This is a genomic window from Ensifer sp. ENS02, from assembly GCF_014851885.1.
In the GTDB taxonomy this organism is placed as follows: Bacteria; Pseudomonadota; Alphaproteobacteria; order Rhizobiales; family Rhizobiaceae; genus Ensifer; species Ensifer adhaerens.
Genome location: NZ_JACVAO010000001.1, coordinates 827,655 through 852,440 on the forward strand (window position 1 = coordinate 827,655; position 24,786 = coordinate 852,440).

28 protein-coding genes are annotated in these 24,786 nt (G+C 63.1%); 8 read left to right on the top strand and 20 right to left on the bottom strand.

Going from position 1 to position 24,786, the window contains the following annotated elements; translation table 11 throughout:
• Nucleotides 1-40: 40 nt before the first annotated feature.
• The 5 genes from IB262_RS04140 to purL form a co-directional block, all read right to left on the bottom strand.
• Nucleotides 41-1,279, bottom strand: coding sequence for a multidrug effflux MFS transporter (locus IB262_RS04140; protein WP_034794489.1), 1,239 nt, complete (start codon nt 1,277-1,279; stop codon nt 41-43).
• 475 nt (nt 1,280-1,754) lie between these two features.
• Entirely contained in the window at nt 1,755-2,093 is a 339-nt protein-coding gene (gene grxD, locus IB262_RS04145) for a Grx4 family monothiol glutaredoxin (RefSeq protein ID WP_034794485.1), read from the bottom strand.
• Nucleotides 2,094-2,224: 131 nt separating this feature from the next.
• Nucleotides 2,225-2,470, bottom strand: coding sequence for a hypothetical protein (locus tag IB262_RS04150; protein WP_060600739.1), 246 nt, complete (start codon nt 2,468-2,470; stop codon nt 2,225-2,227).
• Between the two features lie 6 nt (nt 2,471-2,476).
• On the bottom strand, nt 2,477-2,710 hold the full coding sequence (locus IB262_RS04155; RefSeq protein ID WP_034794447.1) for a BolA family transcriptional regulator: 234 nt from the start codon (nt 2,708-2,710) through the stop codon (nt 2,477-2,479).
• 225 nt (nt 2,711-2,935) lie between these two features.
• On the bottom strand, nt 2,936-5,167 hold the full coding sequence (purL, locus tag IB262_RS04160) for a phosphoribosylformylglycinamidine synthase subunit PurL (protein WP_112770854.1): 2,232 nt from the start codon (nt 5,165-5,167) through the stop codon (nt 2,936-2,938).
• Here purL and IB262_RS04165 point away from each other — a divergent pair.
• A complete protein-coding gene (locus IB262_RS04165) occupies nt 5,154-5,321 on the top strand; it encodes a hypothetical protein (RefSeq protein WP_156400741.1) in 168 nt (55 codons plus the stop codon). The two genes, purL and IB262_RS04165, sit on opposite strands and share 14 nt — an antisense overlap.
• A 43-nt stretch (nt 5,322-5,364) precedes the next feature.
• Here the strand turns inward: IB262_RS04165 and IB262_RS04170 are convergent, their stop codons facing one another.
• Both IB262_RS04170 and IB262_RS04175 read right to left on the bottom strand, forming a co-directional pair.
• Nucleotides 5,365-5,946: an acyloxyacyl hydrolase gene (locus IB262_RS04170; RefSeq protein ID WP_034794442.1), complete on the bottom strand. Its 582-nt coding sequence runs from the start codon at nt 5,944-5,946 to the stop codon at nt 5,365-5,367.
• Between the two features lie 92 nt (nt 5,947-6,038).
• Nucleotides 6,039-7,457 (bottom strand): PLP-dependent aminotransferase family protein, encoded by a 1,419-nt coding sequence (locus IB262_RS04175; RefSeq protein ID WP_112976745.1) that lies wholly within the window; start codon nt 7,455-7,457, stop codon nt 6,039-6,041.
• 184 nt (nt 7,458-7,641) lie between these two features.
• Between IB262_RS04175 and IB262_RS35865 the strand changes: the two genes are divergently transcribed.
• Entirely contained in the window at nt 7,642-7,794 is a 153-nt protein-coding gene (locus tag IB262_RS35865; protein WP_226020710.1) for a DUF1127 domain-containing protein, read from the top strand.
• 93 nt (nt 7,795-7,887) lie between these two features.
• On the opposite strand, the gene IB262_RS04185 is transcribed toward IB262_RS35865, so the two are convergent.
• The 4 genes from IB262_RS04185 to purC all read right to left on the bottom strand — a co-directional run bounded on the left by IB262_RS04185 (nt 7,888) and on the right by purC (nt 10,214).
• Nucleotides 7,888-8,295 (bottom strand): hypothetical protein, encoded by a 408-nt coding sequence (locus tag IB262_RS04185; RefSeq protein ID WP_034794436.1) that lies wholly within the window; start codon nt 8,293-8,295, stop codon nt 7,888-7,890.
• A 54-nt stretch (nt 8,296-8,349) separates the two neighbouring features.
• Entirely contained in the window at nt 8,350-9,021 is a 672-nt protein-coding gene (purQ, locus tag IB262_RS04190; RefSeq protein ID WP_034794430.1) for a phosphoribosylformylglycinamidine synthase subunit PurQ, read from the bottom strand.
• Nucleotides 9,022-9,189: 168 nt separating this feature from the next.
• The gene (gene purS, locus IB262_RS04195; protein ID WP_034794427.1) at nt 9,190-9,432 is read right to left on the bottom strand and encodes a phosphoribosylformylglycinamidine synthase subunit PurS; all 243 of its coding nucleotides are present in this window, start codon (nt 9,430-9,432) and stop codon (nt 9,190-9,192) included.
• 17 nt (nt 9,433-9,449) lie between these two features.
• Complete coding sequence (gene purC, locus IB262_RS04200; protein WP_034794646.1) at nt 9,450-10,214, bottom strand: phosphoribosylaminoimidazolesuccinocarboxamide synthase; 765 nt, start codon at nt 10,212-10,214, stop codon at nt 9,450-9,452.
• 332 nt (nt 10,215-10,546) lie between these two features.
• On the opposite strand from purC, the gene IB262_RS04205 reads away from it, so the two are divergent.
• Complete coding sequence (locus IB262_RS04205; protein WP_034794424.1) at nt 10,547-10,861, top strand: ATPase inhibitor subunit zeta; 315 nt, start codon at nt 10,547-10,549, stop codon at nt 10,859-10,861.
• A 59-nt stretch (nt 10,862-10,920) separates the two neighbouring features.
• On the opposite strand, the gene IB262_RS04210 is transcribed toward IB262_RS04205, so the two are convergent.
• The gene (locus tag IB262_RS04210) at nt 10,921-13,443 is read right to left on the bottom strand and encodes an EAL domain-containing protein (RefSeq protein WP_192493394.1); all 2,523 of its coding nucleotides are present in this window, start codon (nt 13,441-13,443) and stop codon (nt 10,921-10,923) included.
• A 178-nt stretch (nt 13,444-13,621) separates the two neighbouring features.
• Nucleotides 13,622-14,176 carry an alpha/beta hydrolase gene (locus IB262_RS04215; RefSeq protein WP_034794640.1) on the bottom strand — a complete coding sequence of 185 codons (555 nt, stop codon included), beginning with the start codon at nt 14,174-14,176 and terminating at the stop codon, nt 13,622-13,624.
• Nucleotides 14,177-14,436: 260 nt separating this feature from the next.
• On the opposite strand from IB262_RS04215, the gene IB262_RS04220 reads away from it, so the two are divergent.
• Nucleotides 14,437-15,252, top strand: a complete 816-nt coding sequence (locus IB262_RS04220; RefSeq protein WP_112976743.1) for a DUF2189 domain-containing protein — start codon at nt 14,437-14,439, stop codon at nt 15,250-15,252.
• Nucleotides 15,253-15,348: 96 nt separating this feature from the next.
• On the opposite strand, the gene IB262_RS04225 is transcribed toward IB262_RS04220, so the two are convergent.
• The 7 genes from IB262_RS04225 to IB262_RS04255 form a co-directional block, all read right to left on the bottom strand.
• The gene (locus IB262_RS04225) at nt 15,349-15,654 is read right to left on the bottom strand and encodes a PilZ domain-containing protein (protein ID WP_034794416.1); all 306 of its coding nucleotides are present in this window, start codon (nt 15,652-15,654) and stop codon (nt 15,349-15,351) included.
• A gap of 153 nt (nt 15,655-15,807) precedes the next feature.
• Entirely contained in the window at nt 15,808-17,109 is a 1,302-nt protein-coding gene (gene purB / locus IB262_RS04230) for an adenylosuccinate lyase (protein WP_060585098.1), read from the bottom strand.
• A gap of 63 nt (nt 17,110-17,172) precedes the next feature.
• Nucleotides 17,173-17,733 carry a hypothetical protein gene (locus tag IB262_RS04235; RefSeq protein WP_112976742.1) on the bottom strand — a complete coding sequence of 187 codons (561 nt, stop codon included), beginning with the start codon at nt 17,731-17,733 and terminating at the stop codon, nt 17,173-17,175.
• The gene (locus tag IB262_RS04240; RefSeq protein WP_112976741.1) at nt 17,730-18,473 is read right to left on the bottom strand and encodes a DUF2259 domain-containing protein; all 744 of its coding nucleotides are present in this window, start codon (nt 18,471-18,473) and stop codon (nt 17,730-17,732) included. Before IB262_RS04240 ends, IB262_RS04235 begins: the two co-directional genes overlap by 4 nt.
• Entirely contained in the window at nt 18,470-19,147 is a 678-nt protein-coding gene (rpe, locus tag IB262_RS04245; protein ID WP_034794395.1) for a ribulose-phosphate 3-epimerase, read from the bottom strand. Before rpe ends, IB262_RS04240 begins: the two co-directional genes overlap by 4 nt.
• A 76-nt stretch (nt 19,148-19,223) precedes the next feature.
• Entirely contained in the window at nt 19,224-20,231 is a 1,008-nt protein-coding gene (locus IB262_RS04250; RefSeq protein WP_192357195.1) for a P1 family peptidase, read from the bottom strand.
• The gene (locus IB262_RS04255) at nt 20,228-21,319 is read right to left on the bottom strand and encodes an ABC transporter substrate-binding protein (RefSeq protein ID WP_060520750.1); all 1,092 of its coding nucleotides are present in this window, start codon (nt 21,317-21,319) and stop codon (nt 20,228-20,230) included. The genes IB262_RS04250 and IB262_RS04255 overlap by 4 nt, the downstream gene beginning before the upstream one ends.
• Nucleotides 21,320-21,657: 338 nt before the next feature.
• Here IB262_RS04255 and IB262_RS04260 point away from each other — a divergent pair, with 338 nt between their 5' ends.
• The 4 genes from IB262_RS04260 to IB262_RS04275 all read left to right on the top strand — a co-directional run bounded on the left by IB262_RS04260 (nt 21,658) and on the right by IB262_RS04275 (nt 24,786).
• On the top strand, nt 21,658-22,107 hold the full coding sequence (locus tag IB262_RS04260; protein ID WP_082566476.1) for a flavin reductase family protein: 450 nt from the start codon (nt 21,658-21,660) through the stop codon (nt 22,105-22,107).
• A gap of 125 nt (nt 22,108-22,232) precedes the next feature.
• Nucleotides 22,233-23,162, top strand: coding sequence for a MoxR family ATPase (locus IB262_RS04265; RefSeq protein ID WP_112976794.1), 930 nt, complete (start codon nt 22,233-22,235; stop codon nt 23,160-23,162).
• Entirely contained in the window at nt 23,162-24,457 is a 1,296-nt protein-coding gene (locus IB262_RS04270; protein ID WP_112976740.1) for a VWA domain-containing protein, read from the top strand. Before IB262_RS04265 ends, IB262_RS04270 begins: the two co-directional genes overlap by 1 nt.
• Entirely contained in the window at nt 24,454-24,786 is a 333-nt protein-coding gene (locus tag IB262_RS04275; RefSeq protein ID WP_034794382.1) for an XdhC family protein, read from the top strand. Before IB262_RS04270 ends, IB262_RS04275 begins: the two co-directional genes overlap by 4 nt.

Sequence of the window (24,786 nt, forward strand, 5' to 3'; positions counted from 1 at the left end):
GCGGTTTAGAACGCGACAGCGACAGTTGGCGCTTTAGAGATCAGCCGGCCGGCTGATGGTGCGGTTTGAACAGCTTGCCGCGTTCGGCGATGAGCACGAAGACGAGGCCGATGGCCGCGACGGTGAAGTAGCCGGTGGCAAGCGGGGTGGCCGTTCCGTCGAAGGACTGGCCGATGAAGGCTCCGATCACGCTCCCGCCGATCGTCTGCATGAAGCCGAGAACCGAGGACGCCGTGCCGGCGACATGGCCGAGCGGCTCCATGGCCATGGCGTTGAAGTTTGGCGCGATCAGCCCGAACTGGAACATCGTGGCGCAATAGAGGACCACGAAGGCCGGGAAGGGCAGCGGCGCATAGAGCGAGGCCGACATCCAGATGAAGCTTGCGAGCGTAAAGCCGCAGAGGGCCGCATGGGACAACGGCCGCATGCCGAAGCGGCGGACGAGGCGGGAGTTGGTAAAGGAAGCGACCGCCATCATACTCGCGAAAGCCGCAAAGACAAGCGGAAACCACACGCCCAGATCGTAGACGCCGACCAGCACCTGCTGCGCCGAGTTGATGAAGCCGAAGAGCGCGCCAAGGATAACCGAGGTCGCGAGCGTATAAAGCAGCGACAACCGGTTGGTCAGCACGATGCGGAAACCGCTGAGGATTACCGACGGCGTGAAGGCGCGGCGGTGGGCCGGATCAAGCGTTTCGCCGAGCTTCGACAGCACGATCGCGATGTTCATCACCGCATAAAGCGCGACGATGACAAAGATCATATGCCACTCGGCAAAGCTGATGATGAGTTGGCCGATCGACGGGGCGATCACAGGCACGATCATGAACACCATCATGACCAGCGACATCACCTCGGCCATCTGCCGGCCGCCATAGACGTCGCGGACGATCGAGATGGTGATGACGCGCGTGGCAGCCGCACCCGCGCCCTGCATGAAGCGAAGGGCGAGCATGAGGCCGAAGGTCGGCACCATGGCAATTGCCACCGCACAGACGGCATAAAGGGCAAGGCCCGCCAGAAGCGGCGGCTTGCGCCCGAACCGGTCCGACAGTGGGCCGAAGAACAGCTGCGCCACGCCCATGCCGAGCAGGTAGGCGGTGATGATGTATTGCCGCTCGTTTTCCGACGCCACGCCCAGGCTGGCCCCGATTTCCTGGAGGCCCGGCAGCATGATGTCGATCGAAATCGCGTTCGTCGCCATCAGTGTGGCCATCAGCGCGATGAACTGGAATTTCGTGAGGCCGGGCAGGGCATCGTCGTTGGTCGTGCTTGTCATTTCAAAAGTCCTAGCGGCGCGGTGGGCGCCAAGCGAAACAGGTCTGGGTCCGGACCGCTCCGGAAAAAGAAGGATGTCGGCTGGCTAAATGCCGGTCGGCACAGGGATGTCAGGCGGGAGCGACCGGGAAGCCGCACCACATGGACCGGGCCTGCAGGAAGCGGCGGGAGCATCGATCGGCAGCGACGGGGTCATTTCCGTGCCGGGAGGCCGGAGCGGGAACCGCTGCTGCTTATGCCGAACGATCGCGACTGCTTCATGACAGGCCGAAAATGCGGCCCCAGGCCTCGCTGCAGAACGCCGGAAACGTTTCAGGAAGGAAGCCTGCTTTCACAAACATTCAAACGGTCATTGCGCGAACCAAGCGCGCAAAGCCTTTGGGAAGACAACGAAAATCGAGATCCGGACGAGACGTCCGAATCAAAAAAGGCGGTTGCCCGCCTTCTCCGATGGATCGGGACAAGGCGTCCTTGAGTTAGGCGACAGCGCCCTTGACGGCGATACCCTGCTCCGAAAGGTGGGACTGAAGTTCGCCGGCCTGGAACATCTCACGCACGATATCGCAACCGCCGACGAATTCGCCCTTGACGTAGAGCTGCGGGATCGTCGGCCAGTTGGAATAGTCCTTGATGCCCTGGCGCAGGTCCGCGTCGGCGAGCACGTTGATGCCCTTGTAGTCGACGCCGATGTAGTCGAGAATCTGGACCACCTGACCGGAGAAGCCACACTGCGGGAACTGCGGCGTACCCTTCATGAAGAGCACCACATCGTTCGTCTTGACTTCGTTGTCGATGAATTCGTGAATTCCGCTCATCCTGTCTTCCTTCCTGCGCCGGCTTCAAGGGCCGGATATCGATTGGGTCTTAGATAGCATGCATATTGGTGATTTTCACCACCCAATCGCAACAAATATTGATGGGCCTCAAGATGTGGTTTTAATACCACTCAAGCCGTGCGGCGCCGCGTCTTGCTGCGCGCCGCCGAGGTTTTCCGCCGGCTGACCTGTTTCTTCGCCGGCTTGCGGATGGCGGCTTCAAGGATATCCGCGAGGATGCCGCCGCCAGAGGCCGCCGGCCGCGTCCGGCGCTTCGTCCGCTTGGTGGCCGTGCGCTTGACGCCGGTCTTCCTCAGAATTTCCTTGAGCGCGCTGTCAACGACGCCGCTGACGAGTTCCTTGATCAGGTCAGCCACGCCAGCTTACTCCGGCGCGCTCGTCTGAAGTGCCAGGGCATGCAGCACGCCGCCCATATTGCCCTTCAGTGCGTTGTAGACCATCTGGTGCTGCTGCACGCGGCTTTTGCCACGAAACGCCTCGGCCACGACTTCGGCGGCATAGTGGTCGCCGTCACCGGCCAGATCGCGGATCGTGACCTTGGCTCCGGGAATCCCCGCCTTGATCATGTCTTCGATGTCGCCTGGTGTCATGGGCATGATACGCCAACTCCCTTTTTATTCTGCAACGTCAGCAGCCTGCCGACGTTGTCCATGAAACAAGGGAACCACGATTCAGGGGCGGAACGCAATTGCTGAATTGGGTGAGGGAGGGTAGTTGCCAGCGCCGACACGATCAAATGATCGCCGTCGGCAGCGCCTGCAAGCAGGCACGCAATAGGGATGACGGGAGCCGCAGAAAGTGCGGCTCCCGTCATCGATCTCTCAGTTTTCAGGCGCGAGGTCGCCCTGCATGAAGTCCGGGAACCAGCCTTCATGGGCGGCGCGGAGATCCGCAACCGAGACGGCCTTGGCGTCGCCAAGCTTGACGGCGTCGCCGCCGGTCTTGCCGATGACGGGGAGCGAGACGCCGGCAGCCTTGGCACGAGCGGCAACCGTGTCGAGCGCGCCGGCGGCAACCGTCACGACGTAGCGACCCTGGTCTTCGCCGTAGAAGGTCGCGATCGGATCATGGCCGGCAACAGCGTCGACCGAGGCGCCGATGCCCGAAGCCATCGCCATTTCGGCAACGGCAAGTGCCAGGCCGCCCGACGAGCAATCGTGCACGGCGGTTACAAGACCGTCGACGATCAGGCCGCGGACGAAGTCGCCAACCTTGCGCTCATGCGCCAGATCGACATGGGGCGCCGGGCCATCGGTGCGGCCGTGAACGTCGCGCATATAGACCGACTGGGCGATGTGCGAGCCGAGACCGGCCGGCGCGCCGGCGACGAGGATCGTTTCGCCTTCAGCGGCAAAGCGGATGCGCGCCATCTTCGACCAGTCCTTGATCAGGCCGACACCGCCGATGGTCGGGGTCGGCAGGATCGCCTGGCCGTTGGTTTCGTTGTAGAGCGAGACGTTGCCCGACACGATCGGGAAGTCGAGTGCGGTGCAGGCTTCTCCGATGCCCTTGATGGCATGAACCAGCTGGCTCATGATCTCAGGGCGTTCCGGGTTGCCGAAGTTGAGGTTGTCGGTGGCTGCCAGCGGCAGCGATCCGGTTGCCGTCAGGTTGCGCCAGCATTCGGCGACCGCCTGCTTGCCGCCTTCGTAAGGATCGGCTTCGACGTAGCGCGGCGTCACGTCGGAGGAGAAGGCAAGCGCCTTGGAGGCATGACCTTCGACGCGCACGACACCGGCGTCGCCGCCCGGCAGCTGCAGCGAGTTGCCCTGGATCAGCGTGTCGTACTGCTCATAGACCCAGCGGCGCGACGAATTGTTGGCCGAACCGACGAGCTTGACGAGCGCGTCGGCGACGTCGGCTGCCGGAATGTCGTTGGTTGCGAGCGGTGCCGCGGTCTTGGCCGGGGTCCAGGGACGATCATATTCCGGCGCTTCGTCGCCCAGTTCCTTGATCGGCAGGTTCGCGACCTCTTCGCCCTGGTGCAGGATACGGAAGCGCAGGTCGTCGGTGGTCTTTCCGACGATTGCGAAATCGAGGCCCCACTTGACGAAGATCGCTTTGGCGACCTCTTCCTTGGCGGGCTCGAGCACCATGAGCATGCGCTCCTGGCTTTCCGACAGCATCATTTCATAGGCGGTCATGCGCTCTTCGCGCACCGGCACGGTGTCGAGGTCGAGCTCGATGCCGAGGTCGCCCTTGGCGCCCATTTCGACGGCCGAGCAGGTGAGGCCGGCTGCACCCATGTCCTGGATGGCGATGACGGCGCCAGTCGTCATCAGCTCGAGGCAGGCTTCGAGCAGGCACTTTTCGGTGAAGGGGTCGCCGACCTGAACGGTCGGGCGCTTTTCTTCGATCGACTCGTCGAACTCGGCAGACGCCATGGTCGCGCCACCGACGCCGTCGCGGCCGGTCTTCGCACCGAGATAAACGACGGGAAGGCCGACGCCTTCGGCCTTGGAGTAGAAGATGGCATCGCTCTTGGCGAGGCCGGCGGCAAAGGCGTTGACGAGGATGTTGCCGTTGTAGCGGGCATCAAACTCGACTTCTCCGCCGACGGTCGGAACGCCGAAGGAATTGCCGTAGCCGCCGACACCGGCAACGACGCCGGAAACGAGGTGGCGGGTCTTCGGGTGGTCGGGCGAACCGAAGCGCAGCGCGTTCATCGCTGCGACGGGACGGGCGCCCATGGTGAAGACGTCGCGCAGGATGCCGCCGACGCCCGTTGCCGCGCCCTGGTAGGGCTCGATATAGGACGGGTGGTTGTGGCTTTCCATCTTGAAGACGACGCAGTCGCCGTCATCGATGTCGACCACGCCGGCGTTTTCGCCCGGGCCCTGAATGACGCGCGGCCCCTTGGTCGGCAGCGTGCGCAGCCACTTCTTGGAAGACTTGTAGGAGCAGTGCTCGTTCCACATGGCCGAGAAGATGCCGAGCTCGGTGAAGGTCGGCTCGCGCCCGATCAGGCCGAGGATGCGCTCGTATTCGTCAGGCTTCAGCCCGTGCGATGCGATGAGGTCCGGGGTGATGGGGCGGGTGTTGGAAATCGTCATCGTCGACCGTCAAATCCTTCGGGCGGCGCGCAATCCACTAATGAGGAATATGGCGCGTGCGAACCGCAACAGAAACAGGGGGCGCTTTGCGGCTTCTTTAACCTATGCTGCGGCGCGGCGCGACAGAAAAATACGGGCGATCAACAGCGGTTGATGCCCGTATGAAGCTTTGTTGAGCGCGACTGCGCAGGCCTGCGTCAGAACTTGTAGCCGAGGGCGAGGCCTGCGCGTGTCAGGCCGTTGTTGGGACCGTCGCAGAGATTGGCATGCGACGCATGTTCAACGGTCGCCGAGACGTTCCAGTGTTCGTCGAGGCGCACGCCCGCGGCGGCGTATTCGCGGAAGAGGACGCGGCAGCCGAGTTGCGGACCGGAACCGTTGGGATCGTCGAGATCGCCGTCGTGAACCGTGCCGCCCGCGCCGAACTCCACGAAGAGGCGTTGCGTCATGTCGAAGGTCCAGCTCAGGCCGGCATAGGCCTGGTTGACGCCGTTCGAGGACGTGGCCACGGCAGCACCGGTATAGACGCGTGGACGCAGCAGCTTTTCGCCGAGATCCGCGGCGCCGTCCGCATTGAACGGATCGAAGTAGAGCGTGAACGACGGAAACACGCCGTCTTCCTGCTTGCCGCCGCTGGCGATCGATGTCGTCACGCCGAAGCGCATTTCGTCGAAGACACCATCTTGAGCCGCCGCCGGCGCGGCGATGACGGAGGTGGTCGTGACGAAAAGAAGGGATGCAATCAGGCGGGACGGAACCGGGCGAAGCGATAGCGGCATGCGAAATCCTTGAGGGCGAATCATCTACGCAAGACTGCTAAAACAGTATGATGCGGAAGCTTGCGCGAAAGTCACCCCGTCGATTTCGATAGTCACTCGAAACTGTCGTAGCCGGCTCGGCCGCTGTCGAGCAGCCGCTTCAGCGTCTGGAATCCGGCTCTCACCTCGGCGCGCTGCGGTGGCGAGGAAAAGCCGATGCGGATCCGATGGAAGACGCGATCGGTACGGCCGGCCTTGAACTCGTCCTCGTCGTCGACGAGCACGCCTTCCTGAAGAGCCGCCTGCTTGAAGGTTCCTGACAGCCAAGGGTCAGGCAACTTCATCCAGAGGAACGGAATGCAGGGATGGGACGCGAACTCGATACCCTCAAAGACCTCGCGCGCCATTGCTTCGCGGGCGCGAACCTCCTCGATGCCCTGGCTGCGCAAGGCTGCAGCTGAGCCGGAGAGCACCAGCCGGGCGCAGAGTTCCGCCAGGATGAACGGCAGGCCGCCGCTGACCATCTTGTGGGCGATGCGGATGCGCTGGCCGAAATGCGGAGGGCAGGCGACCCAGCCACCGCGAACGCCTGCGGCAACCGACTTCGAAAGACCGCCGACGAGGAAGGTGCGTTCGGGCGCAAGCTCGGCGAGCAGCGGCATTTGATCGCCGGTCATGGCGCCGTAAAGATCATCCTCCACCAGCCAGACGCCGTATTTGCGGGCGATATCGGCGATCGCCTGGCGGCGGGCGAGCGGCATGACGGCCACTGTCGGGTTCTGCGCGCTCGGCATCAGGAAGGCGAGCTTCGGATGCTGCTGCGCGCAGACGCGCTCGAAGTCGTCGGGGATCATGCCGAAGGCGTCGGATTCGACCAGCGTCGTGCGGCGACCAATCAGGCCGGCGCTGCGGCTGACCTGCGAATAGGTGAGCGTCTCGAAGGCGATGCGATCGCCTGGGGCCGTCACCGCCGCGATTACGGCAACGACGGCCGCATGCGCACCGAGCGTCGGCACGATGTTTTCGGGCTTAGGACGAAACCCTCCGCGCGCCAGCCATTGGCAGCCTGCCTCGAACCAGTGATCCGGGAAGTTCCGCGCGTAGCTGGCAATATCGGCGTGATGCTCGTGACTGATTTCGCTCAACACTTCGCTCAGCACCGTTCCCTGGCCGATATCCGGCGCGGCGGTGCTGTCGAACCTGAGCTTGCCAACGGGCGCGACCAGGGGCCGGGTGCCGGCAAGGGACGTCGTCAGCGGGTCCGCCTGCTCCGGCGGCCGGCTTTCGGGATGGTCGAGCACATAGGTGCCGCGCCCGACTTCGCCGCTCACAAGCCCGCGCTCGCGGACAATATTGTAGGCGCGCCCGATCGTGCCGATTGTCACCCCGATATCGTAGGCGAGGTTGCGTTGCGGTGGCAATTTGGCGCCGACGGGCAAGGCCCCGTTGCCAATTGCCAGTTCGATTTGATCGGCGATCCGTGCGTAGAGCGGACCGTGACCCTGCTGAATGTCGGGGAGCCAATTTGTCATAGTGACAATTCTTTAGATTACAGCGGAAAATATGTCAATTATCACCAAGACAACGATAGCAATCGCTGCATTGGGGTTGTCAATGAGTACAATAGATACAATTTGTTTGTCCCGCTCGGAAGCGACGTCCGTGGGCTGCACCGGCACATTACTGGGCGGCGACTATTCGGACGAACGCGATGGTCTGCTGAAGCGGCTTTGGACCCGCTATTGCGAGCTGGCGGCGAAGCGACGCGGCCGGTTGGCGCTTGAGGAGATGAGCGAGTGGCAGCTCAAGGATATCGGCGTTTCGGAGAAGGACGCGCGTCAGGAATCGACTGTCCCATTCTGGCGCTAACCGATCGGATAGGACCGACTGTCCGAAATGCAAAGGGCCGGCAACCTTGAGGTCAACCGGCCCTTTAATCAATTCGGCAAGTTCAGCTTGGGGCTATTTGCAGCCCTGTCCGCCAGCGGCCCAGCGCTTGATGTCTGCGGCCATGCGCGTTCCCGTCGGCTCGCTCATCAGCGGCCCGAAGGCCTGCAGGCGGGCCGGATTGCCCTCGGCCTGAACGACGGCGAGGGGGCGTGCCTCCGGCGACTTGCGCGGCACGATCAAGATGCGCGGACGGCCGGAGAAGGAATTGAGCTCGGGCGCCAGGCGATAAGACTTGAATTCCGCATCGCCCGACTTGAACCAGCAGCTGTTGGCGCCGAGCGCCACGCGCTCCATGGTCGGCAGCGCCGCCGTGTTCGGGCTCGGGGCCGGCGGCTTCGGCGATTGGCACGAGGCCAGAAGCATTAGGCCGAAGGCCGTGCAGGCAAGGCCGGTCAGGCGTGCAGGGGCAAATGAAGGCATCGACGGTCTCGCTCGCAAATGGGAATGGGTCGGATGCCTTCTACAGCCCGATGGTTAAGCGGCGATTACTTCGAGCGCAGACGCGAAGAGGCCGCGGCCGTCGGAACCGCCATGGGCGGCTTCGATCAGGTTTTCCGGATGCGGCATCATGCCGAGAACGTTACCCGCAGCGTTCATGACGCCGGCGATATCGTTCATCGAACCGTTCGGATTGGTGCCTTCGGCGTAACGGAAGACCACCTGGCCATTGCCTTCGATCGTCTTCAGCGTCTCGGCATCGGCAAAGTAGTTGCCGTCGTGATGGGCGACCGGCGAACGGATGACCTGGCCCTTGGAATAGGCGCGGGTAAAGTCGGTGTCGGCGTTGACAACTTCGAGCTTGATCTCGCGGCAGACGAATTTCAGCGAGGCATTGCGCATCAGCGCGCCGGGCAGGAGGCCGGCCTCGACGAGGATCTGGAAGCCGTTGCAGACGCCGAGAACCTTCACGCCCTTTTCGGCCTTGGCCTTGATCGCCTGCATGACCGGCATGCGTGCAGCGATCGCGCCGCAGCGAAGGTAGTCGCCATAGGAGAAACCGCCGGGAATGACGATCAGGTCGACATCCGGAATCTCGGTCTCGGTCTGCCAGACGGTGACAGGCGCCTTGCCGGAGATCTTGGTGAGGGCCGCGATCATGTCGCGGTCGCGGTTGAGGCCCGGAAGCTGGACGACGGCTGACTTCATATCTCTGTCTCCGATACGGCGAGATCAATCTTGATGGCGCGCTCCGAAGAGCTGGCATCTGCTGCGACTATGGCAGCGGCGTTCCCGAGGGGACCAGCGGCTGCTCCGGCATTTCGTAACGTCTGGTTCCGCGCCCGAAGACGCGGAACGATTCCGTCGCCTGCAGGATCAGGCGAAGGAGATGCTGTAGTTCTCGATCACCGTGTTGGCGAGCAGCTTTTCGCACATGGCCTTGAGGTCTTCCTCGGCCTTGGCCTTGTCTGCGGATTCGATCTGCAGGTCGAAGACCTTGCCCTGGCGAACCTGGCCGATGCCGTCGAAGCCGAGTGCGCCGAGCGCACCTTCGATTGCCTTGCCCTGCGGATCGAGAACGCCGTTCTTCAGCGTCACGGTTACACGTGCCTTGATCACTTTGATTTTCCCCGAAGTTACTTCACGAGAACCGGACCGGTGCCGCGCACGGGTTCGTTCTCATTCATGATGCCGAGACGGCGGGCGACTTCCTGGTAGGCCTCGACGAGGCCGCCGAGGTCGCGGCGGAAACGATCCTTGTCGAGCTTCTCGCGCGTCTCGATGTCCCAGAGACGGCAGCTGTCCGGCGAGATCTCGTCGGCAAGCACGATGCGCATCATGTCGCCTTCGAACAGCCGGCCGCACTCGATCTTGAAATCGACGAGCTGGATGCCGACGCCGAGGAACAGGCCCGAGAGGAAGTCGTTGATGCGGATGGCGAGCGCCATGATATCGTCGAGTTCCTGCGGGCTTGCCCAGCCGAACGCGGTGATGTGCTCTTCGGAGACCATCGGGTCTTCGAGCGCATCGGCCTTGTAGTAGAACTCGATGATTGAGCGGGGAAGGACCGTGCCTTCCTCGATGCCGAGACGCTTGGCCAGCGAGCCGGCGGCGACGTTGCGCACGACGATCTCAAGCGGGATGATCTCGACTTCCTTGATCAACTGCTCGCGCATGTTGAGGCGGCGGATGAAGTGCGTGGGGATGCCGATCTTGTTGAGGTGCGTGAAGATGTACTCGGAAATCCGGTTGTTCAGCACACCCTTGCCGTCAATGACGTCGTGCTTTTTCTTGTTGAAGGCGGTCGCGTCGTCCTTGAAGAACTGGATGAGCGTGCCCGGCTCTGGACCCTCATAGAGGATCTTGGCCTTGCCCTCGTAGATACGGCGGCGACGATTCATGGATTTTGTCTCTGTAGTTGTTGGCGCTCTCGGGACGCGCGTGGAACATCTCTCGGGGTCCATAGCCGAAAAGAACCGATTTCACAATCGGCGTATCTGCCCGTTCCCCTGATTTGCATGCGGCGCCGCGCGCCTTCTCAAAGTGCGCCAAGGTTGCTGCCGCCTCACGAAGCGGCGATGTCCTGATCCTTGATCAAATGCGATCTGAGGAACCGCACAAAGGGTAACATGAAAGTCATCAAACCGGAAAAGTTCACATTGCAGTTTGACCCGCGTTTTGATTTATGGCGATAAACTGATTTCAGACATGGAATTCTCAGGGAGATTGATTGATGACGTCGATGCAGGATCGCGAAAAGGCCTTCGAAGCAAAGTTTGCGATGGACGAAGAGCTTAGGTTCAAGGCTGAAGCGCGTCGCAACAAGCTGCTCGGTCTGTGGGCCGCCGGCCTGCTCGGCAAGGCCGACGCCGACGCCTATGCCAGCGAAGTGGTGGCTGCCGATTTCGAAGAAGCCGGCCATGAAGACGTCGTTCGCAAGATCAAGGCGGATTTCGACGCGGCAGGCGTTGCCCAGACCGAAGAGCAGATCCGCGTGCGGATGCTCGAACTGCTCGGCGAAGCCGTCCAGCAGCTCCAGAGCAAGTAAGCCGAGAGGCTGTTGCCGCATCCATTGAAGCGCCGCCCGTCCATCTGGCCGGGCGGTTTTTATTTGTCCGGACCGCCCAACACCGGCTTCCAGCCGCGACGCAAACGCTGCTCCAGCTCCAGCCGATCCATCGGCCTCGCAAGCGCATAGCCCTGCAGCACGTCGCAGCCGAGGTCCCGCAGCATCGCCGCGTGCTCCCAGGTCTCCACGCCTTCGCCGACGACAGCGATGTTGAGCGAGTGGCCGATGTCGACGATCGCCCGCACCAGCTTTGCCTGCTTGGCACCTTCGGTCATCGGTCCGACGAGCGCCCGGTCGATCTTGAGCCGGGCCGGATTGAGGTTGAGCAGGCCGATGATCGAGGCATGCCCGGTGCCGAAATCGTCAATCTCGATTTCGATGCCGAGGTCACCGAGTGCTGAAATGGTCCCGGCGATTTCGTCTTCCGGGTCATCGAGGAAGATGGACTCGAGCAGCTCGAAGGAAAGGATGCCCGGCGGCATCCGCATGTCGCGCAGATCGGCGATCAATCCTGGATCGCGCAGCCGCGGCGACGACATGTTGACCGAGATCTTGGGAACGCCGAGCCCTTCGTTTTGCCAGGACTGAAAGTCGCGATAGGCGAGCTCGACCACCTTCCTGTCGATCGCCGGCAGGACGTTGATCTCTTCGGCCACCTTGAGGAAATGGAAGGGGGTGAGGATGCCGCGCTCCGGGTGGTTCCACCGCACCAACGCCTCGACGCCGGATATCTCCAGCGAGCGCGCATGGAACTGGGGCTGGTAATAGACGGTGAACTGCCCTTCCTCGATCGCCTGGCGAATATCGTCGCCGATGCGCTTGGCGTTGAGGATCTGGGTTTGAATGAGCTCGGAGAACACCTCGACGCGATCGCGCCCGACGCTCTTTGCCCGATAGAGGGCGATGTCGGCATTCATCAGCATCTGTTTGGCGTCGATGTCTTCGCCCCCCTTGAAGGCGATGCCGATGCTTGCGCCCAGGCGGCAGAGCTGACCGTCATAGGGAATGGGGCGGCGGAAGGCATGGACGATGCGCTCGGCAAGCTCGGTCAGCTGCGGCAGGTCGCGGTTCCGGCGGCAGAGAATGACGAACTCGTCGCCGCCGATGCGGGCGATAAAATCGTCGTGGCGGGCGTGGGCACGCAGGATCGCGGCCGCATGCGTTAACATCGCGTCTCCGGCCTGGTGTCCGAGCGTATCGTTGATCTGCTTGAAGCGGTCGAGATCGATATGCAGGATCGCGTTGACTGCGACATTCTCCGTCAGCATCTGATCCAGGTAGCGACGGTTGGGCAAGTCGGTCAGGTAATCGTGCAGCGCGTTGTACTCGATCCTGATCCGCGCCTGCTCGAGTTCACGGTTGCGCCCTTCGGCCGATGCTTTCGCCTGGCGCAGTTCTTCCTGCAGCGCGATGTCCTCTGTAACGTCCCAGTTGGCGCCGATGAGCTTGCGCGTTCCGAGATGATCGACATAGGTCGCGGCATTGGAGCGGATGTGGCGGACAGAACCGTCCGGGCGCACGATACGGAACGCATTGCTGTAGGGTTTACCCGAGGCGATGCCTTCGTTGGTTCTGAGGACCACGGCATCGCGATCGTCGGGGTGAAGGGAGTTTTCCCAGGTCTCAGAGCTTGGTGCGCCATCGGCGGGGTCGAGACCATAAATCTCGAACATGCGCTCGTCCCAGTCGTCGCGCAGTGCATCGAGATTGAAGTCAAACACGCCGATCTTCGAGACGCCGAGCGCCAGCCTCAGTCGGCGGGAGACCTCCTCGAGCCGGGCCTCGGCCTCCTTGCGGGCGGTGATGTCGGTATCCGTCCCGATGATGCGACTCGGTCTGCCATCCGGCCAGTAGGCAACCGAGGCGCCGCGGCTTTCGATCCAGATCCAGTGACCGTCGGCGTGACGCTCTCGATACTCGAAAGTGTTGAAGATCGCCTCGCCGGAATCCTGCCGCTCGATCGCGGCGCGCACATGCGCATGATCGTCGGGGTGAACGTTCTGGATCCAGTTTTCAAGGGTACCATCCACCTGGGCGTCTTCGGACAGGCCACGAAGCCGCCTCCAGGTGGCCGAGTAAAACAGGTCTCCGGTTTCGAAGTCGTGATCCCAGACACCCTCAAGCGCGCCGTCGAGGGCATATTTCCAGCGGGTCTCGTCGTTGCGCAATCCGGCGATCTCGTTGACGAAGTCATCGGCCGGCAACATCAGCAGCAGCCAGGCGGCTTCATCCGCGAACCGTACCGGCGAACAGGCAACGAGCATCGGCACGGAGCGGTCGGGACCAAGGAAATGGATCGTCTCGGCGACCGTCGATGTGGCGCGCGGCGGCACGCGCGACCGGTCCTCTTCCGCCACGAAGTCATTCAGAAAGGCGTGTCGCAATTGTACAAGCGTGCGGCCGAACATGTCGCCGGCAAGGACGTTAGCGGCCAGGATCCGTCCGTGCGCATCGACAACGACAGCGCCTGCCGGCAACCGTTCCAAGGTGGCCTGCGTCAGAGCATCCGGATGCGCCGGTGCGCCTTGCGCACCTTTGGTGAGACGTTCGTTTACGGCCACTTCCCATGTCCAGTATCTGCGGCCGAGCAACCAAGCGGAACGATCCGGTCAATGCCGGCGCAGATCAAGGTTCGACAGCGCTCGGCACCATCATGAGACGAGTCGCGTCGTGCCGGCGATGATGACCGCGGACAATGAACGTCGGATTAATACGGCGTCGACAGGTTGATCGGGCGCGTCAGGGTTTAAGCCGGCTCAAGAACTGGGCGAACACCATCGTTCCCTCCGGCCACGGCCCGTGGCCGGACTCGGTGTTGATGTGGCCGGACTCTCCGGCATCGACGAGCAGCGAACCCCAGGCGTTGGCGATGTCGTCCGCATGCTCGTAGGAACCGAACGGATCGTTGCGGCTGGCGACCATCAGCGACGGGAAGGGAAGCGGATCGCGCGGGTAGGGACCGAAGGTCATCAGATGCTTCGGACGGATCGCCGGGTTGGCAACATCAGGAGGTGCCACCAGGAAGGCGCCGGCGATCGGCTTGGTGAAATGGGGTAGGGCGTGCACGGCGGTTGCGACGCCAAGCGAATGGGCGACGATGACCACAGGCTTTTCCGCCGCATTGACCTCTTCGATCATGCGCGCCACCCAATCCTCGCGGACAGGCTTTGCCCACTCCGCCTGCTCGACGCGGCGTGCGGTCGACATCTTGCGCTCCCAGCGGGTCTGCCAGTGCTCCGGTCCGGAGTTGGTGTAGCCTGGAACGATGAGGATATGAGCGTCGGATACTTTCATGGTGGCCGCGATGTGGCGCTGAAAGGCGCGGAAGTCAAGACCTTCAGCATTACCCGTGCTTCAGGGCCTCGAAGCCACCCATGGGAGCCCGCCCGACGAGCCCGATGTTCGCGTTCCAATAGGCCGCTTAACGCGGCGAGAGGCGGCAGGCGACAGCGGTCGCATTTTCTGTATAATCGAAGGGACGGTCGCGGATGGTGCGGCTTGGTTCGTCGCATCTTTGTTCCGTGGCCGCTCTGGTTCGTTGAGGAGTGTGAGCCATGACAACATTCCATGTCCTGTCGGGAGCGGACGCGAGTGTCGCCCATCCCGGAATAAAAAAGATTGGCGTCGCGGATGTATTCGACGCCTTACGCTTGGGCTTTGACGATTTTCGCGAGAAACCATCGCACTACGTCTTTCTTTGCCTGATCTACCCGATCGCCGGTGTCGTTCTGATCACCTGGAGCGCGGGCGCCAACATGCTGCCGCTGCTTTATCCTCTTGTCTCCGGCTTCGCTCTGATCGGCCCAGTCGCTGCGATCGGGCTTTATGAAATCAGCCGACGGCGAGAACTCGGCATGGACTACTCCTGGCCGCACGCCCTTCGCCTGCACCGCTCTCCGGCGCTGCCGTCGATCATGGCCGTCGCCGCCATGCTGTTCGTTGTCTTCATCATCTGGCTGCTCGTCGCCCAGGCGCTCTATGTGCAGATCTTCGGGGCGGAACCGCCGGATTCGATTGCAGCCTTCTGGAACGGTATCATCGGCACTGACCAGGGCTGGAACCTGATCCTCGTCGGCAACGCTGTCGGCTTCGTCTTCGCCGTCATCGTTCTGGCGACATCCGTCGTGTCGTTTCCGTTGCTGATCGATCGGGACGTCGGCGCCGTATCGGCGGTCGAGACTTCCATTCGCGCAACGCTCGTCAACCCGGTGCCCGTCGCCGTCTGGGGCTTCATTGTCGCCGCCGGTCTGGTTATCGGCTCGATCCCGGTCTTCGTCGGCCTCGCCGTCATCATGCCGATCTTCGGACACGCCACCTGGCACCTTTATCGCAAGATGGTGGAGCCCGGTCCGCGCGCGCGTTCACACTGATCGCCGACAGCCGAAGGCGGATGTAACCGCTCAACGAAAAAGCGCCGCATGTCGATCGACCTGCGGCGCTTGTGGCGTGTCGCCGAGAAGTCCGGCCTAGCGAAAATGCTTGTAGTAAGATGAGATCTGCGCCGCGGTGTTGGACGACAGGTTGAGCTTGATGCCGATCTTGTCGCCGCGATACCAGCGCACCATGCCGGTCAGGAAGCCGAGTTCCTCGCTTCTGATCGTCACTTCCTGTCCCGTCTTGGCGCCGATGTCGAAGAGCAGCTGAAAGCAGATGCCCTCGGCTGAAAGGTCCTTGACGATGCCGCTGCTGGAGCCGGACTTGACGGTCACCGTACCTGTAATTTTCGTTTGCGTGCGCTGCGTCGCCCGCTCGACACTGTCCTTGTAGGCCATGTGATCCTCAGAACCTGGATTGACAGACCCTGAGCTTTGCACGCAATGCGTGAATTTCCTGCTAACGCAAATGCCCGCATTTGAGCGAGGTGCTCCAAATGCGGGCATGGCAACAAAACCAAAGGCCTACGGCCGTCCGCTCAGCGCGGAACCTCAGCCGAAGACGCGCTTGAAGATCGTGTCGACGTGCTTGGTGTGATAGCCGAGATCGAACTTTTCGCGGATATCTTCCTCGGAAAGGGCCGCGCGAACTTCCGCGTCGGCGAGCAGTTCTTCGAGGAAGTCCTTGCCCTGTTCCCAGACCTTCATGGCGTTGCGCTGCACGAGGCGGTAGGCGTCCTCACGCGACACGCCGGCCTGCGTCAGTGCCAGCAGCACGCGCTGCGAATGCACGAGCCCACGGAACTTGTTCATGTTGTTGATCATGTTCTCGGGGTAGACGAGCAGCTTGTCGATGACGCTGGTCAGACGAGCGAGCGCGAAGTCGAGCGTCACCGTCGCATCCGGGCCGATCATGCGCTCGACCGAGGAGTGCGAGATGTCGCGCTCATGCCAAAGCGCAACGTTTTCCATGGCCGGGATCGAGAAGGCGCGAACCATACGGGCGAGACCCGTGAGGTTTTCGGTCAGAACCGGGTTCCGCTTGTGCGGCATCGCCGACGAGCCCTTCTGGCCCGGCGAGAAATACTCCTCCGCTTCGAGCACTTCGGTGCGCTGCAGGTGACGGACTTCCGTCGCCAGGCGCTCGATCGACGAGGCAATGACGCCGAGGGTGGCGAAGTACATGGCATGGCGGTCGCGCGGGATGACCTGGGTCGAAACCGGTTCCGGCTTCAGCCCGAGCGCCTCGGCTACGTGTTCTTCAACGCGCGGGTCGATGTTGGCGAAAGTGCCGACGGCGCCGGAGATCGCGCAGGTGGCGACTTCTTCGCGTGCGGCCAGCAGGCGCTGCTTGCAGCGGTCGAACTCGGCATAGGCGAGCGCCAGCTTGACGCCGAAGGTGGTCGGCTCGGCATGGATGCCATGCGAACGGCCGATCGTCACAGTATCCTTGTGTTCAAAAGCGCGGCGTTTCAGCGCTTCGAGCAGCTTGTCGAGGTCGGCCAGCAGCAGGTCGGTCGCGCGGACCAGCTGCACGTTGAAGCAGGTATCCAGAACGTCGGACGAGGTCATGCCCTGGTGGATGAAGCGGCTGTCCGGGCCGACGAATTCGGCGAGATGCGTCAGGAAGGCAATGACGTCATGCTTGGTGACGGCCTCGATCTCGTCGATGCGGGCGACGTCGAAAGTGGCAGCGCCGCCTTTTTCCCAGATCGTGCGCGCAGCATCCTTCGGGATCACGCCGATTTCGGCAAGCGCATCGCAGGCGTGGGCCTCGATCTCGAACCAGATGCGGAATTTCGTTTCCGGCGACCAGATGGCCACCATTTCCGGTCGGGAGTAACGGGGGATCATGGGCTTAAGCTTTCGTCGTCAGTGGAGGGATGGTCGTGCCTCTAGCAAAGATAGCCGCGAAGCTCAACGCCGTTGCGCACGGCGACCGCTTGCCAGCCACAGGCAGACGGCGAACAGTATAACACCGCCGATCGGCAAATAGAGGCGAAGGCCCATGACGAGAAACTGGTAGAAGGCGATCAGCGTCGTAAAGGCGAACTGGAAGAGCCAGGTCGTGGTTCCGATCGGGGCGTGCCACTGCGCATAGAACTCGCGGTAGTCGAGCGCAAAGAGCAATGCCGTCATCCCGATCGTGCCGAGCGAAAGGAAGAAGAGATAGGCGGCGAAACGCGTTTCTACTCCGCGTCCGATCGCCGCGAAGCGGGCGAGAAACAGCGCCGGCGGCCAGGCGAGCAAAGCGCCGGCCCCGAAGACCCAAAGAAGTTCGGCCAGATGAAAGGTCATGTCCCGTTCCCGCAGCCACAGCGCAAACCACGCCGATAGCGTCATCGACGCGCTCCACAAGGGTGCGCCAAGGAGCAGCAACGGAACGCTCGGCACGGACCGGGCAAGGCGGGTCCGCTTCCGGGCACCGACCGCCGCACGCCCTGCTTTCGCTTCGACGCTGGCGGCCGCTTCGTTCATTTCGCGATCCGCGTCGGGACTGCGATCCAACGCCCGTCCGTTGTGCCTTCAAAGCCGAGCGACTTCACAAGCACCATGATCACATGGGTTTCCGAACCGTCGTCGTTGCGGTGGGTGATGGCGCCACCCACCTGGTAGCCGGTGGGGCAACGGCGGCTTTCCGGTATGCGGCTGTCGTCCTGAAGCACGTCGCTTGCCGGTGCGCCCGCCTTCATCGTCATCGACAGACGGAAACCCTTGGCTTCCTTCAGGAAGTCTTTGCAGATGCCGTCCGGCTCGAAGGTCTTTTCCTCGAGCGTTACCGTATAGGTCTCGCGGAACGCTTCATCGGCTGCAAAGGCATCGTAGGTCAGCGAGTGCGGCTTGGCGTTGGTTTCCGTGATCGGGTTGAAGGCTGCGAGCAACCCGGGCGCATCGGCCAGGCGATAGGCATCGATCAGGGGCGCAGCCCGACGGCGGGATTCATGGCGCGCCTTCGACAGCGGGCTGCCATCTTCGCGACTGACAGCGCGCACCGGTGCACCCGGCAGGAAGCTGTCATTGCGCGTGTCGATCACATAGATGGTCGAATAGGGAAAGCCGGAGCCGTCCTGAACGCCATATTCCTCGAAGGCAAAGACATTGCCATCGGCGGAAAAGCCGATCGGCTGAAGCGCGGCATAGTCGCCAGCAAGCGCCGGCGACGCAGTGGCGGCCGCGGCCAGGCAACAAAGGCCGGAAATTGCCGCGCGTGTCGTCATCGATAGGCCTTCTCGGCCGGCGCACGGATAGCTTCGATCGCCGAGCGATAGGCCTCGACCGAGCCGCCCTTGAAGATCGCCGAGCCGGCAACGAGAACATTGGCGCCGGCGCCGGTGGCAATGGCTGCCGTTTCAGGCGCAATGCCGCCGTCGACTTCGATCTCGATCGGTCGATCGCCGATCATCGCCTTGATGCGACGGATCTTTTCCGCGGTGGCGTCGATGAACTTCTGCCCACCGAAGCCCGGATTGACGGTCATGACGAGGATCAGGTCAAGCTGATCGAGCACGTATTCGATCGCGCTTTCTGGCGTTGCCGGATTGAGCGACACGCCGGCCTTCTTGCCGAGCGACCTGACCGTCTGCAGCGAGCGGTGCAGGTGCGGACCGGCTTCCGCGTGCACCGTCAGGATATCGCAGCCGGCCTTGGCGAAGGCTTCGAGGAACGGGTCGGCCGGCGAAATCATCAGGTGGCAGTCGAACGTCGCATCGGTGTAGCGGCGCAGAGACTTGATGACATCCGGGCCGAAGGTGATGTTCGGCACGAAATGACCGTCCATGACATCGAGATGGATCCAGTCCGCGCCGGCATCGACGACATCGCGAACCTCCTGGCCGAGCTTGGAGAAATCGGCCGCCAGGATCGACGGGGCAATGCGGATAGGGTGGGTCATGGCGCACTCCAGCGTGTTTTCCGCGGGAATAGCACCGCCGAGCCCCGCAAACAACATGCCTGCGATCAAAGCTGCGTCAGCTACGCTCTGACCAGCAGGGTATGAGATCGTTTTCCGCCGGCGTTGCGTCGTGGACGCCGCGGGCGATCGCGCGCGCCATGGTCGAGGCTGCAACGGCGCCGAGATCGATGAAATCCTCTGTTGTCGGCGTCTTGCCGCTGGCGCCGGTCGCAAGCGCGAAGATCAGATCGCCGTCGAGCGGCGTGTGCGCCGGCCAGAGCCCGCGGGCGAAGCCGTCATGGGCGGCAATCGCCAGGCGCTTGGCTTCGGCCTTCGTCAGCACGGCGTCCGTCGCAATGACCGCGATTGTCGTGTTGGCGACGGCGGCCTGACGGTCGCGGAACTTGATGCGGATGTCGGCCGCATCGGCCGGCATCGGGTGGGGCAGGCCAAGTCCGCCGAACTCGCTCTCCAGTTCGAAGGGCGCAGACCAGAAATGCCCGGTGTCGCCGACGGTGGCGGATCCGAGCGCATTGACGGCGACGAGGGCGCCGATGGTGATACCGTTCGGCAGAACTGTGGATGCCGAACCGAGACCGCCCTTCAGGCTCGCGGTCAGCGCGCCTGTGCCGGCGCCTGCCGAACCGGTCGAAAATGTCGCGCCGGCCCGCCCGACGGCCTCGAAGCCGAGTTCGCGATAGGGCGGGAAGCGGCCCCAATCCTTGTCGCCACCGTTGATGAGGTCGAAGAGGATCGCCGTCGGTACGATCGGTATCCGGTGTGGGCCGACGGCGAAGCCGCGACCCATTTCCCTGAGCGCCGCCTGAGCACCGGACGCGGCATCGAGCCCGAAGGCTGAACCGCCGGAAAGAACGAGCGCATCGACCGTCTGTACCGTATTGTGCGGATCGAGCAGGTCGGTCTCCCGTGTTCCCGGCGCACCGCCCAGGACCTGGACCGCAGCCGTCGCCGGGGGGTCGCAGACGATCGCGGTGACGCCCGATTTCAGGCGATGGTCCTCGGCGTTGCCGACCGTCAGACCTTTGACATCGGTGATCAGGTTCAGCGGTCCGGGACGCATCATGGGGCGGCTCCTTCAGCGGCCGCGGGCGCGAAATGGCCGCCTTGCCACTGCATCAAACGGTAGGGATTGTCGGCGCGCTCGTGCCCAGCGTTGAAGGCGGTGAGGCCGAGAACGGTCGGGTAGGGCCCCTTGCCGGCGATCGCTTCGATCAGCGACTTGTCGTCCTGTGCTGCCCGGTCCTTGGCTTCCTCCAGCAACGCCATCACGGCGAAGGCCGGCATCACATAACCTTCCGGCTCGATGCCGGCGGCGCGCATTTCGTCGGCAAAGGGCTTGCCCTCCGGCGACTGCGCCGCATCCGGCAGCGTTACCGCAAGCACGCCATCGGCAAGCGGGACAGTGAGATCGGCCGCATTCAAGGCATCGCCGCCAAGCAAGGTAAGGCTCGCGCCTTCGCCAAGGGCATCGCGGGCGATCACGGCGGTATCCTGCCTGTCGCCGCCGGTGAAGACGTGGGTTGCACCGCTTTTCACCAGGCGCCGCACGAGGTTGATCTGCTGCTCCTGCGCCGGCCGGTAGGTGTCGCTGAAGACCGGCGTCATGCCGATTTCGGCGAGTGCTGCGCGCACGGCCTCGACCAGTTCCCGGCTGTGGATCGTGCCATCGTCGACGAGCGCGATGGGCTTGTCCTTCCAGCGGTTGACGATGGCATCGACGATCGCCGTAGCCTCGGCATTGCCGCTCGGTGCGAGGCGGAAGAGCGGCCATTTGTTCTTGAGCGCGTCTTCCATCAGGATATCGGAGCGCACACTGAGCGTGATCGCCGGCAAGCCCGCCTCGGTCAGTGCCGGAAGCGCCGCATCCAGGCTTTCGGTGCAGAGAAAGCCGACTGCGGCCTCGGCACCTGCGGCAAGCAGCGCTTTGGTCAGTGCCTCGCTGCCGGCGGTATCGCAGGTCTCGGGAATGACGACGATCTCGCTGCCACGATCACCGGCCTTGAAGCCGGCGCCGTCGACAATCTGCTTGCCGAGCGGCGCGAACGGACCTTCCACAGGCGCCACGACCGCCACCTTGATGCCGGCCGCCAAAGCCGGCGTTGCCTGTACCAGTCCGGCAAGGATAAGGCTGCTGACAATGGATCGACGCATTCACTTACTCCGCCGCCGCAAGCTTTCCCGACCGAACCGATCCAGGGCAAAGTCCTACGGCGAGCCACCACAGCTTCCTGTTCCGTTGCCGCTCGCGTCAGACGCGAGGCACGGTCGTTGCCGCATGTTTTAAGGATGTGCCTCCCGGCGTCAAAGGAAAAGATGCCGCTCCTGGCGAAGAAGGTTCAATCTGCGTCACGGCCACGTCGCAGATGTGCAAGATTCTCCCTCAGGCGGGTTTCATATTTTCCGCCAGCGTCTATGTATGTGCCTGACATCGCCCGGAGAAAGATGTGTTGGAGAAGACCCGGCTGGACCCTATCAGTTATCGCGACGCGATGAGCCGCCTGGCCGGTCACGTGCAGATCATCACCGCCGCTGACGGCAGCGAGCGGCGCGGCGTCACTGTGACTGCGGCCTGCTCGGTTTCCGACAGCCCGCCGACGGTTCTCGTCTGCCTGAACGGCGCCAATCCGCGCAACGATATCTTCACGCGCAGCGACAGCTTTGCACTCAACCTGCTCGGCGACGAGCACCGGGCGCTTGCCCATGGCTTCTCCGGCCGCGACCAGCTCGACATGGATCTGCGTTTTGCGCTCGGACAGTGGACACGGCTTACAACCGGTGCGCCAATCCTCGTCAATGCCACCGCCGCTTTCGATTGCCGTCTGGTCGAAGTGAAGACGATCGCCACGCATCTGGTACTATTTGGCGAGGTCGTCGACGTCGCGATCGGGCCGTCCCGCCCGCCGCTTATTTATGTGGACCGCGGATACCACTCGCTATAAGTTTTTTGCTCAGCGGTCGACTGCTCATCGCAACATGAGAAGATCGCTCTAAGTCGTTGAGTTGGCCGGTGGATTTCGCCCCCTTCCAGCATCCAGCGATCGATTCGGACCGCGGTGGAGGAGACATGGCGACACAGGCGGCAACGGGCCTGCCACAGTCCATCGAAGAGACGATGGCACTGCTGGAGGCACATAATTATCTCGCCGGCACGGCGCTGGCGACGGTGCTGTTTCTTGCACTCCGGATGAAGCGCCCGCTTTTTCTTGAGGGCGAAGCCGGCGTCGGCAAGACGGAGATCGCCAAGGTTCTGGCCAAGGCGCTCGACCGGCCGCTGATCCGGCTGCAGTGTTACGAGGGGCTCGACGTCGCCTCGGCCGTCTACGAGTGGAACTATCCGGCGCAGATGCTCGAAATCCGCCTGTCGGAAGCATCCGGCAAGGTCGACCGCAAGCGGGTCGAAAGCGACATCTTCTCCGAACGTTTCCTGATCCGCCGTCCTGTTCTGCAGGCCATTTCCTCCAATTCGGGACGCGCCCCCGTTTTCCTGATCGACGAGCTCGACCGGACAGATGAAGCCTTCGAGGCGTTCCTGCTGGAAGTTTTGTCCGATTTCCAGGTGACAATTCCGGAACTTGGTACGATCCGGGCGCACGAACCGCCTGTTGTCATCATCACCACCAATCGCACCCGCGAGATCCATGACGCACTGAAGCGCCGGTGCCTCTATCATTGGGTCGATTATCCCAAGGCGGCACAGGAGCTGGAGATCATTCGCCGCAAGGTTCCTGGCTGCAATGCCACCTTGTCACGGGAAGTCATCGCCTATGTGCAGCGGCTGCGCACGATCGACCTCTTCAAGAACCCGGGCGTTGCCGAAACCATCGACTGGGCAACAGCGCTGACGGAACTCGACCGGCTGGCGCTCGATCCAGAGACGATCGCCGACACGCTTGGCACCCTACTCAAATACCAGGACGACATCGCCAGGATAGAGGGGGCAGAGGGGCGAAAGCTGCTCTCCGAGGTCAAGGCGGAATTGCTGGCGGCAAGCTGATGACGGAGGCGCGGGAACAGCACAGGGACGATGTTCCCCCGCCAATCGCGGCAGGCGACGGACGGCTTGCCGACAATATTGTCTTCTTCGCGCGCGCGCTCCGGCGCGCCGGCATCAAGATCGGACCAGGCGCCATCGCCGACGCCATCGATGCGGTGGCGCTGATCGGGATCGGTGGACGCGACGCGTTCTACGCCGCGCTGCAATGCGTCTTCGTCAAACGTCACGAGGACCAGCCGGTCTTCGACGAGGCGTTTCGCTTGTTCTGGCGGTCGCGCGGTCTCGTCGAAAAAATGATCGCGATGATGTCGCCGCTGGCGCCGGAACGCGAGAGCGAACGGCAGCAGCGCCGGGCAGGCGAGACCCGCGTCAGCGACGCGCTGCTTTCTGGCCACGAGGCCGATCGACCGCCGCGCGACGAACCGGAGATCGAAGTCGATGCACGTTTCACGGTCTCCGGTCGCGAGCTTCTGCGCCAGGCCGACTTCGCGCAGATGAGCGCTGCCGAGCTTGCCGAGGCCAAGCGCGCGCTTTCGGCATTGACACTACCGATGGACCGCGTCGTCACGCGCCGCTTCCGCCCCTCGAAGCGTCAGATCCGCATCGACCCGCGCGCCACCATGCGCGACGCCATGCGCTTTGGCGGCGAACTGATACTGCCGCGGTTTCGGGAGCGGCGCGTCGTCCATCCGCCGCTTGTCGTCCTCGCCGACATCTCCGGCTCGATGAGCCAGTACACCCGCATCTTTCTGCACTTTCTGCATGCGCTGACCGAGGAACGGCGGCGCGTTCATACCTTCCTCTTCGGAACGCGGCTGACCAATGTCTCGCGCCAATTGCGCAATCGCGATCCCGATGCGGCGATCGACGACTGCGTCGCTGCGGTCAAGGACTGGTCCGGCGGCACGCGCATCGGCGAGACCTTGCATGAGTTCAACCGGCGCTGGTCGCGGCGCGTGCTCGGGCAGGGCGCGATCGTGCTTCTGATCACCGACGGTCTGGAGCGCGATGACGTCGCCGATCTCGAAATCGAAATCGACCGCCTGCACCGATCCTGTCGGCGGCTGATCTGGCTGAACCCGCTGCTGCGCTTCGACGGCTTCGAGGCGCGGGCGCGCGGTGTGCGGGCGATGCTGCCGCATGTTGACGAATTCCGGGCCGTGCACAATCTTGAATCGATTGGCGAACTGGTGAAGGCGCTGTCCGGGCAGCGCTCCCGCCAGGCGGACCCGCGGCGGTTCCTTGATCCTGGCCGGGCCACGGTGACCGGCGCGCATGGGAGGTGGCAGGCATGAGGCAGGCAGTCAATGTTCTCGATCCGCTCGACATCGCCGAAGCCTGGCTGAAGGAAGGACGCCGGGTGGCGATCGCAACGGTGATCGAGACCTGGGGCTCGGCGCCACGGCCGGTCGGCAGCCATCTGGTGATCGATAGTGAGGGCAATTTTCAGGGCTCTGTTTCGGGAGGATGCGTCGAGGGCGCGGTCATCACCGAAGCGGCCGACGTGATCGCCTCTGGCACCTCGCGCGTTCTCGACTTCGGCGTCGCGGACGAGACCGCCTGGCGCGTCGGGCTTTCCTGCGGCGGCCGGATCCGGGTCCTCGTGGAACGGGTTAACGGCTGA